Source organism: Thioalkalivibrio denitrificans, from assembly GCF_002000365.1.
GTDB classification, from domain to species: domain Bacteria; phylum Pseudomonadota; class Gammaproteobacteria; order Ectothiorhodospirales; family Ectothiorhodospiraceae; genus Thioalkalivibrio_A; species Thioalkalivibrio_A denitrificans.
Genome location: NZ_MVBK01000079.1, coordinates 1 through 9,618 on the forward strand (window position 1 = coordinate 1; position 9,618 = coordinate 9,618).

Sequence of the window (9,618 nt, forward strand, 5' to 3'; positions counted from 1 at the left end):
CCCCCTGCCCCTATCCCCCTGCCGTCAAGCATCTGGCTACTTGGCATCGGTTTACCGATTGTCGGATGGAGTTGTCGGCGTGCCCACCAAGGTCAAAGTTTCAGAAAGACAGGAAGCACGAGGTCGGCGTGAGGCGACCCCGTTATCGCGGACACCGCAAATAATTCCCTCCGTCCCCTTTTTGGGGTTTGATCGGGATTACCGCTGACAGGCTGGGCAGTAGTAGCTGGAGCGGTTGCCCTGGATGAGTTGTTTTACGGGTGTCTCGCAGGTCAGGCAGGCCTGACCGGTTCTGCCGTAGACGCGAAGGTGTTGCCCGAAGTAGCCGTGGCTGCCGTCCTCGCGCACGAAGTCGCGCAGTGTGGTGCCGCCCTGTTCGATGGCCTCCGTGAGTACCTGCCGGATGGTCTGCACGAGCCGCGCACATTCGGCGCGTGTGAGGCGGCCCGCGGCGCGGCCGGGGCGGATGCCGGCCAGGAACAGGGCCTCGGACGCGTAGATGTTGCCCACCCCTACCACCACGTGGCTGTTCATCAGGTGCTGCTTGATGGCCACGCGACGCCTGCGGGTGCTGCGATGGAGATAGGCCTCGTTGAAGGCATCGCTCAGCGGTTCGGGCCCCAGGCGGGCGAGGAGGGCGTGGGTTGAGGGGTCATCCCTGGTCCACAGCACGGCGCCGAAACGCCGCGGATCGTGCAGGCGCAGGCAGCGGCCGGAGTCGAGCCGGATCTCCACGTGATCGTGGGGCCGGAGCGGTGTTGCAGGATCCACGAGACGCAGGCTGCCGGACATGCCCAGGTGGATGATGAGCGTGCCGTCGCCGATGTCCGCCAGCAGATACTTGGCGCGGCGCGATATGGCGCGGATGGTGTGTCCGGTGAGCCGCGCCGGCAGATCCCCCGGCACCGGCCAGCGCAGGCGCGGTTCACGCACCGTGACGGTGGTGATGCGGCGCCCGGCGAGATGCGGTTCGATGCCCCGGCGCGTGGTTTCCACCTCCGGCAATTCAGGCATAAAGCCCCTCGATCTCCGTGAGCAGTTCCCGGCGGCAGATATCGCCGCGCAGGAAGACCACGTTCGGGTGCGCGCCGATCCGTGTCCTGACCTGCTCGCGTACCGCGTCCGCATCGGCTGCACGTTTTACATAGACCTTGAGCAGACTCAGGTCGTGCGGCCCGTTGAGTTCCAGTGACGGGTGCTGTTCGCGCACGCGACCGATCAGGGCCCCCAGGTTGTCCAGGATCTCGTTTGCCTGGGCAAGCACGTCCCCTTCATGCAGGGAGGCATGCCCCACGATGCTGGCGGTGCCGGAGATGAACAGCTGTGCACCTGCCGTCCATTGCTTGAGCGTCGCGCGGGAAAAGGTGGGGCTCTTGGGCCCGTAGTCCGGCGGATAGTGGTAGGCACTCACCTGGCGTGGATTCTCGATCTGCACGCCGGGTTCGCGGGCGGCCAGTGCATAGACGATCAGCCCGGCGGTCCCGGTGCCGATGGCGGTGGCGGCGGGAAGGGTTGCGGCTTCGAGCCCTGCGGCCTCCAGCGCCTCGTGCCGACCTGCGCAAAAGGCCTGGTAGCGGTCGAGTCCGGGCTGGCGCGCCGGCTCCAGCAGGCGGTCGAAGTAGTTCCAGATGCGCAGCAGGGCCGGGAAACCGCTGTCCCGATGGAAGGCGAGCAGGCGTTCGTAGGCCTCGCGTGCGGCCGCGGCCATGTCGGTGGTGTCCGGCAGGTGGATGTGCGTGAACAGCAGGTTGTCGGTGTGCGCGAACCCGATGCCGTCGCGCCGATCCGGGGTCACCGCCGAATCGGCCAGCCACAGCTCCCGGTCCGGACCGTCGAACAGGGGCGGCACGCCCACGTCGATGCAGCGGGGATCGTCCCGATCCGGGCCCGTCTTGTGCCCGAAGCGGATCTCCGCAAGCAGGCGATCGCCCGCATCCGCGGCGTCGTGCGCTGAGGCCAGTTGAACCTGAAGCGGTGGTCGGGGCATGGGGGCGGGGGCGTACGAACGAGACCGCCAATGATACCAGAGCGTGGGGCCGGGACGTGGTTCGGGGGCTTCGGGACGACAGCGATTGTACTCTCGCGAAGGCGCGAAGTACGCAAAGAAGGGTCCGGTTCTGGTGATTGCCTTCCTTGGCGAGCTTCGCGCCTTCGCGAGAGTCACTTGTCACAGTCGGGGATATCGCCCGGATCAGGCCCTTGCAGGCGCACGGGTTAAACTACGCCCATGAAACGACTGGGCGTGGACACGGGCGGCACGTTTACCGACTTCGTGCTGTGGGAGTCGGGGACGGTGCGCATACACAAGGTCCTGTCCACCCCGCAGGCACCGGAGGAGGCGATCCTGCAGGGTGTCCGGGAACTGGGCCTTGAGGGCGAGCCCGATCTGGTGGTGATTCACGGTTCCACCGTGGCCACCAACGCGGTGCTCGAGGGGCGCGGGGTGCGCACCGTGTACGTCACCAATCGGGGGCTTGGGGATGTACTGACCATTGGCCGCCAGGCCCGCAGCGAACTCTACAATCTGCAGCCGCGACTCGTGCCGCCTCCCGTGCCTCCCGAGCACTGCCTCGAGACGGGCGGACGGCTCGGGGCGGATGGCTCGGTGGTGGAGGACCTGACCACGGAGGATCTCGACGCACTCGTGGCCCGCGTCCGGGAGCTGGCACCGGATGCTGCGGCCGTGAACCTGCTCTTCTCCTGGCGTGACGACCGTTTCGAGCGGAGGATCGAGTCGGCGCTGTCGCCGGCGTGCTTCGTCTGCCGATCCTCCGGGGTGCTGGCCGAGGAACGGGAGTACGAGCGCGGCATCGCCACTTGGCTCAATGCCTATGTGGGGCCATTGATGCAGGGATATCTGGGCCGGCTCGGCAGCGCGATCGGCAAGGCCCGGCTGAGTGTGATGCAAAGCCACGGGGGCACCATCGAGGCGACCCACGCCGGCGGGCACGGCGTGCGATTGCTGTTGTCCGGCCCGGCAGGCGGGCTTCGGGGCGCGCGACATCTGGCGGGCGCTTCCGGGGTGCAGCGCGTGCTGAGCTTCGACATGGGCGGCACATCCACGGATGTGGCGCTGATCGATGGCGAGATCCGGCTCACCGGCGAGGGGCGCATTGCGGGCTATCCCGTGGCCGTGCCCATGGTGGACATGCATACCATCGGGGCGGGTGGCGGCTCGCTGGCCTGGGTGGATGCGGGCGGTCTGCTGCAGGTGGGGCCGCGATCGGCGGGCGCGCATCCGGGGCCCGCTTGCTACGGGCGTGGCGGACAGCAGCCTACGGTGACGGATGCCAATCTGGTGTTGGGTCGTTTGCCCCCCGACACACGTCTGGCCGGGGGCATGCCCGTCGATGCTGCCGCCGCCCGGGAGGCCTTCGAACCCCTCGCCACACGCCTTGGCTTGTCCGTGGAGGAGGCCGCCGAGGGGGTGATCCGAATCGCCAACGAGCACATGGCCGGCACGCTCAGGGAGATCTCGCTGGCCCGCGGCCACGATGCCAGGCAGTTCACGCTGATGCCGTTCGGGGGCGCCGGACCGTTGCATGTGTGCGAACTGGCCGAGTCCCTGGGCATGACCCGGGCGCTGGTGCCGGTACATGCGGGTGTGCTCTCGGCCCTGGGCATGCTGGTGGCGCCCCTGAGCCGGGAGTTGTCACGCACACTGAACCTGGCGCTGGACTCGGCCGACGAGTCGGTCGTGACTGCCGCGCTGGATGACCTGGAGGAGGCCGGTCGGGCGGCCCTGCGTTCGGAAGGGGTGAGTGATCCGCAGGTGCGGCGTTCCGTGGACGCCCGCTACATCGGCCAGTCGTCCACCCTGAACCTGGCGTGGCGCATGCTCAGTGAACTGGGAGACGCATTTCATCGCAGCCACGAGGCGCGCTTCGGCCATGCCCTGGACCTGCCTGTGGAACTGGTGAACGTGCGCTGCGGCGTCAGTGCCCCGGTGCCGGACCTCGCGCTGCCACCACCGGACGCCCGCTCCCAGGCCGTTCCCCGGTCCCGTATCCCCGTCCACGGCATCCCCGACCCCGTGTCCGTCTACGCCCGCACGGACCTGCCCGCCGGCCAGTCCTTCCCGGGCCCGGCCCTGATCACCGAAGCCGTCTCCACCACGTGGGTGGCACGGGGCTGGGTGTGTGAGGTGGATGAGGGGGGAAGTCTGTTGTTGAAGGATGAAGGATGAAGGATGAAGGATGAAGGATGAAAAGGCTGGCACCCCTTCAACCTTCAACCTTCATCCTTGCCCCTCAAATCCCCATCTCCTCCTTCAGTTCGTTCGCCCAGGCGATGGCGGAGAGGTAGAGGCGGCCGGTCCGGACGTGGCTTAGGGAGCGGAAGTGGCGGCTCTTTTCGGGGCTGTCCTGTTCGAAGGCCAGGGTGCAGGACAGGGCCTCACCCATGGCGCCTTCGCCGCGCAGCAGTGCGGCGTTGACTTCCTCGCTCATGGGCAGCTCGGAGAGGATCTGTTCCATGGGCGTCTGCAGGACCTGCTCCAGGGTCGAGAACAGACCGACGGTAAAGAAGCTGTCGTACTGCATGAAGTTGGAACTCTCGGCCAGCAGCTGGCACATGCGTGCCCGGATCAGGGCATTGACCAGCACGTCCCCATGCTGGTTGTTTAGGCTTCTGAGGGCCAGCAGGGTGACCCAGTGGCGGATGGCGTCGCGGCCCAGGTAGACCACGGCACGATGGATCGAGGAGACCGGCTTGCTCAGGCCGTAGTAGGCGGAGTTGATGAAGCGCAGCAGGTGATAGCTCAGGGAGACATCGTTGGCGATGTACTCCTCCAGGTCGCGCAGATCCAGCTCGGGCCGGTGCAGCTTCTGGATGAGCTGTATCACCGTCAGGCGGTTGGTGGTGATGCGGCGGCCGCGCACCACGTTGGGCCGGCACAGGTAATAGCCCTGGAAATACTCGAAACCCAGTTCGCGGCACAGGTTGTATTGCTCCCGATCCTCCACCTTTTCCGCCAGCAGCCTGACCCGGTGTTTCTGCAGTTCGCGGGCCTGGGCCTCGAGCTCGCCGTTCTTCAGTTGTCCCAGATCCACCTTGACGATGTTGGCCAGCGCCAGCAGAGGCTGGGGGCCTTCCCGGTAGACGAAGTCGTCGAGGGCGATGCGGTAGCCCTTCTGGGAGAGCAGGCGCAGGGCGGCGAGCAGGTCGTCGTCGATCCGGACGTCCTCCAGGACCTCCAGTACCACCCGGTCCTGCGGGAAGGCGAGGATGCCCTCGCTCATGAGCAGGTTGCGGGTCAGGTTGATGAATACGGTCTTGTCGCCGGCGATACGATCCAGACCCAGATCCAGGAAGGTGCCATGGATGACTTCGCTGGTGGCCTCATCGCCGTCCACGAAGGATGCGCGGTTCTCCATGCTCGAGCGAAACAGGAGCTCGTAGGCCCGCACCCGCATTTCGCGGTCGTAGATGGGCTGGCGCCCGACGAAGACCTCCGACATGGAATCAGCCCTGGGTCGATGAGAGATGCCGCTCTATAGCCCGTTATCGGCGGCTTGCCCGAAAGCCTAACAGGTGTGTTTGCCCAAAGGTATCATGACGATCGTCTGAGTCGGCGGGCGTTTTGGTTTTCTGGACAAGAGGTTGCGTGCAGGAGTTCGGGCCGCTCTTCAGTAAGCGGATTCGCCAGCGGTGGCTCCTTTTTAAGCTATCGATTTGCTCGGCGGGCTTCGTGCCTTCTCGAGAGACATTTTGCGCCGCAAGCAACGCCGTGCCGCGATACCCGCTTTTGCACGTGGTCCGGACCACCTCCGGGCGACAACAAAAAAGCCCGGCAATGCCGGGCTTCTTTCGTGTTACCGCAGATCAGCCTGGATCACTTGATCTTGGCTTCCTTGTACATCACATGCTTGCGCACGACGGGATCGTATTTCTTGATCTCCATCTTGTCAGGCATGTTGCGCTTGTTCTTGGTGGTGGTGTAGAAGTGGCCGGTTCCGGCACTGGACACCAGCTTGATCTTGTCTCGAACGCCCTTGGCCATGGTTTCGCCTCCTTAGACCTTTTCGCCGCGGGCACGCAAGTCGGACAGCACCGCGTCGATGCCCTTCTTGTCGATGATGCGCAGGCCCTTGGTGCTGATGCGCAGGCGCACCCAGCGGTTCTCGCTCTCCACCCAGAAACGGTGGCTGTGCAGGTTGGGCAGGAAACGCCGACGCGTCTTGTTGTGCGCATGGGACACGTTGTTCCCGGTGACGGGGCGCTTACCTGTGATCTGGCAAACTCGGGCCATGGTCAATACTCCGGCAATACGGGCAAACTCTGGAAAGCGGCGAAGCATAGCAAGGACCAGATACAAGATACAAGAGGCAAGATACAAGACGAGCCCGCCCACTTGTATCTTGCCTCTTGTATCTTGTATCTGTGCTTTATGGACATCGTCTACATACGCGATTTGCGAATAGAGACCACCATCGGGATCTACGAATGGGAGCGGCAGATCCGGCAGGTGGTGCGTCTGGACCTGGAGATGGGCACGGACATCCGCGCCGGGGCGGTCTCGGACCGCATCGAGGACGTGCTCAACTATAAGGCCGTGGCCAAGCGCATCATCCAGCTGGTGGAGAACAACGAACTGACCCTCGTGGAGGCCCTGGCCGAGCGCATCGCCGCCACCGTCATGGAGGAGTTCCACGTGCCCTGGCTGCGCCTGACCCTGGGCAAGCCGGGCGCCGTGCGGGGCAGCCGGGAGGTGGGGGTCACCATCGAGCGCGGCGAGCGGGGCTGAACCGGGTGCAGGCCTACGTCAGTGTCGGCAGCAATGTGGATCGCGAGCGCAACATCCTGGCGGCGGTCAGGGCGCTGGACGAGCGTTTCGGGCGGCTGGTGGTGTCGCCCGTGTACGAAACCGGTGCGGTGGGCTTCGAGGGGGACCCCTTTCTCAACCTGATCGTGGGCTTCGATACCGATCTGCCGCCGGAGGTGGTGGTGGATGTCCTGAAATCCATTGAACGCGCTCAGGGCCGTACCCTTGAGAGCAACGGCTTCAAGCCCCGCACGCTGGACCTGGACCTGATCCTCTACGGTGACCGGGTGTTAAAGACCCCGAAGCTGGAATTGCCCCGGGACGAGATCCTGCGCTACGCCTTCGTGCTGGGCCCCTTGGCGGACATTGCCCCCGATCTGCGCCACCCGGTGCTGGATCGGACCATGGAGGAACTCTGGTCGGATTTTGACCGGGACGGTCAGTGGCTGCGGCGTGTTGAGGTTGCTCTATGAAGCTTAATGGACAGGATGAACAGGATTTCTCTGGATTGACAGGATGTTGGAAGAAAGGAATGAGACTGGACAGGATTAACATGATTTACACGGTTTTTTTGAAAGACCCAAATCCTGTAAATCTTGTTAATCCTGTCTGAAATTCTTTTGTCTTTTCCTGTCAATCCTGAAAAATCCTGTTCATCCTGTCCATTCGCATTTCACTGCCCCACGGTACGTCCGCCGTCGACGGGGATGATCTGGCCGGTGATGTAGTCGGCGTCGCGGATGAGGAACAGCGCCGTGCGGGCGATGGCCTCGGGGGAACCCTCGCGTTTCAGGGCCGTGCGTTCGATCATTTCCTGGTGCGGGGCGCTGTTCTCCTCGGCCTCCGGCCACAGGATGGCGCCCGGGGCGATGCCGTTTACCCGCACCCGGGGGCCCAGTTCCCGGGCCAGGGACTGGGTGAGCATCCACAGCCCTGCCTTGGCGACGGAGTACACCGGGTAGCCCTTCAAGGGGCGAATGGCGTGGATGTCCACGATGTTGACGATGCACCCGCCCCGCGCGCTCAGCTCGGGCGCCAGGGCCTGGGAGAGGAACAGGGGCGCCTTGAGATTGCTGCCCATCAGGTCGTTCCAGTGTTCTTCGGTGATCTTTCCGACCGGGGTGGGATAGAAGGTGCTGGCGTTGTTGATCAGCACGTCCAGGGTGCCGAAGACGGCCCGGGCCGCCTCCGCGAGCCGGGGCAGGGAGGGGACGTCCAGCAGGTCGCCGGAGACCAGCCCGGCGGAATCGGGCCGCGACGCGTTCAGGCTCTCCGCCAGGGCCTCGGCCTCGCCGCGGGAGGTGCGGTGGTGGATCACGATATCCATGCCCGAGGCGTGCAGGTGGCGCGCGATTTCCGCGCCCACGCGCCGCGCCGCGCCGGTGATCAATACGCGCTTGCCCTCGCCGGGTTGCCCGTTAGACTGGTTCACGCCTGCCTTTGCCTATGCCACTGAAACACGCCATTTTATCACAGCACCCGGACCTGCCCCTTGCCCGCATCGGACCCCCATCATCTGCCCGAACCCGACGAAGCCGCCCGTGCGGTGAGTGAGGCGCTGCTCGCGCAGATCGCTCATGAGATCGGGGAGAACGACCGCTTTCTGCCCTTTCGGCGTTATATGGAACGGGCGCTCTATGCGCCCGGACTCGGCTACTACACCGCCGGCAGTCACAAGCTGGGCGCGGGCGGGGATTTCACCACCGCTCCCGAGATGTCCCCCCTGTTCGGCCGTTGTCTGGCGCGGCAGGTTGCCCAGGTGCTTGGGGCCTTGGACGGCGGCGATATCCTGGAGTTCGGTGCGGGTACCGGCGCACTGGCCATCGAGGTGCTGCGGGCGCTGGATGCGATGGCCGTGCTTCCGGAACGTTATCTGATCCTCGAACTGGGCCCCGAATTGCGGGCCCGTCAGCAGGCGGCGCTGACCGTGCTGCCCGAGCCCTTGCGCGAGCGTGTGCAGTGGCTCGACTCGCTGCCCCCCGCAGGTAGTTTTCGCGGTGTGATGCTGGGCAACGAGGTGCTCGATGCCATGCCCGTGGACGTGTTTCGCTGGGGCGCGGAGGGTGTCCTGGAGCGCGGGGTGACGCTGGACGGCGCAGCCCTGGCCTGGACCGAGCGGGCGGCGGGCGAGGCCCTGACCACAGCCGTCGAGGATCTGCACGCGACCTGCGGGCACGTCTGGCCCGAGGACTATGTCTCGGAACTCAATGCCCATCTCGCCCCCTGGTTGTACACGCTTGCCGGGGTGCTGGAGGCGGGGCTGATCCTGCTTATCGACTATGGCTACCCGCGACGGGAGTATTACAGTCCGGAGCGCAGCCGGGGCACGCTCATGGCCTACTACCGGCACCGGGCCCTGGACGATCCCCTGTTCCTTCCCGGGCTCGTGGACATCACCGCGCACGTGGATTTCACCGCCGTCGCCGAAGCCGGCGCCGATGCCGGCCTCGACCTGCTCGGCTACACCACCCAGGCGTGGTTCCTGATCGGCTGCGGCCTCGATGCGGTCTTTCAGGAGGCCGCGAGCGGAGACACCCGGGAGCAGCTGGCGCTGGCTTCCCAGGTTCGCCGCCTCACCCTGCCCGGAGAGATGGGCGAGCGTTTCCAGGCGATGGCGCTGGGGCGGGGTGTGGATGTGCCGCTGATGGGATTTTCGGGGCGGGATCTGCGGGGGCGCCTGTGAAATAGTGGCAAGTCTCAAGTGGCAAGTGGCAAGGGATACCACCCTCACCCCGGCTCTCAAATTCCGGGCGTCCTGCCCTCCACCCTTCGGGCCAGCCTGTCGGCTGTTCAAATCCGCTCCCGGCGGATTTGTCCTGAGGGAGAGGGAGTGAATCCCCCTCCCCCGCTTGCGG

11 protein-coding genes are annotated in these 9,618 nt (G+C 65.4%); 5 read left to right on the forward strand and 6 right to left on the reverse strand.

Going from position 1 to position 9,618, the window contains the following annotated elements; all coding sequences use genetic code 11:
• Positions 1–12 precede the first annotated feature (12 nt).
• Complete coding sequence (locus B1C78_RS18075; RefSeq protein WP_425443976.1) at positions 13–132, forward strand: hypothetical protein; 120 nt, start codon at positions 13–15, stop codon at positions 130–132.
• A 66-nt stretch (positions 133–198) separates the two neighbouring features.
• Here the strand turns inward: B1C78_RS18075 and mutM are convergent, their stop codons facing one another.
• On the reverse strand, positions 199–1,014 hold the full coding sequence (gene mutM / locus B1C78_RS12505) for a bifunctional DNA-formamidopyrimidine glycosylase/DNA-(apurinic or apyrimidinic site) lyase (RefSeq protein WP_077279507.1): 816 nt from the start codon (positions 1,012–1,014) through the stop codon (positions 199–201).
• Complete coding sequence (locus tag B1C78_RS12510) at positions 1,007–1,987, reverse strand: chorismate transformation FkbO/Hyg5 family protein (RefSeq protein WP_077279508.1); 981 nt, start codon at positions 1,985–1,987, stop codon at positions 1,007–1,009. Before B1C78_RS12510 ends, mutM begins: the two co-directional genes overlap by 8 nt.
• A gap of 240 nt (positions 1,988–2,227) precedes the next feature.
• On the opposite strand from B1C78_RS12510, the gene B1C78_RS12515 reads away from it, so the two are divergent.
• Entirely contained in the window at positions 2,228–4,186 is a 1,959-nt protein-coding gene (locus tag B1C78_RS12515; RefSeq protein ID WP_077279509.1) for a hydantoinase/oxoprolinase family protein, read from the forward strand.
• Positions 4,187–4,250: 64 nt separating this feature from the next.
• Here the strand turns inward: B1C78_RS12515 and B1C78_RS12520 are convergent, their stop codons facing one another.
• The 3 genes from B1C78_RS12520 to rpmB all read right to left on the reverse strand — a co-directional run bounded on the left by B1C78_RS12520 (position 4,251) and on the right by rpmB (position 6,250).
• Positions 4,251–5,459, reverse strand: a complete 1,209-nt coding sequence (locus B1C78_RS12520) for an EAL and HDOD domain-containing protein (RefSeq protein WP_077279510.1) — start codon at positions 5,457–5,459, stop codon at positions 4,251–4,253.
• 374 nt (positions 5,460–5,833) lie between these two features.
• Positions 5,834–6,001: a 50S ribosomal protein L33 gene (gene rpmG, locus B1C78_RS12525; protein WP_012636911.1), complete on the reverse strand. Its 168-nt coding sequence runs from the start codon at positions 5,999–6,001 to the stop codon at positions 5,834–5,836.
• Between the two features lie 12 nt (positions 6,002–6,013).
• Positions 6,014–6,250: a 50S ribosomal protein L28 gene (gene rpmB / locus B1C78_RS12530; protein ID WP_077279511.1), complete on the reverse strand. Its 237-nt coding sequence runs from the start codon at positions 6,248–6,250 to the stop codon at positions 6,014–6,016.
• Between the two features lie 138 nt (positions 6,251–6,388).
• Here rpmB and folB point away from each other — a divergent pair, with 138 nt between their 5' ends.
• Both folB and folK read left to right on the forward strand, forming a co-directional pair.
• Complete coding sequence (folB, locus tag B1C78_RS12535; RefSeq protein WP_077279512.1) at positions 6,389–6,745, forward strand: dihydroneopterin aldolase; 357 nt, start codon at positions 6,389–6,391, stop codon at positions 6,743–6,745.
• A 5-nt stretch (positions 6,746–6,750) separates the two neighbouring features.
• Entirely contained in the window at positions 6,751–7,236 is a 486-nt protein-coding gene (gene folK, locus B1C78_RS12540) for a 2-amino-4-hydroxy-6-hydroxymethyldihydropteridine diphosphokinase (protein ID WP_077279513.1), read from the forward strand.
• 200 nt (positions 7,237–7,436) lie between these two features.
• Here the strand turns inward: folK and B1C78_RS12545 are convergent, their stop codons facing one another.
• Positions 7,437–8,195, reverse strand: coding sequence for a pteridine reductase (locus tag B1C78_RS12545; protein ID WP_077279514.1), 759 nt, complete (start codon positions 8,193–8,195; stop codon positions 7,437–7,439).
• Between the two features lie 60 nt (positions 8,196–8,255).
• On the opposite strand from B1C78_RS12545, the gene B1C78_RS12550 reads away from it, so the two are divergent.
• A complete protein-coding gene (locus tag B1C78_RS12550; RefSeq protein WP_077279515.1) occupies positions 8,256–9,446 on the forward strand; it encodes a class I SAM-dependent methyltransferase in 1,191 nt (396 codons plus the stop codon).
• Positions 9,447–9,618 lie beyond the last annotated feature (172 nt).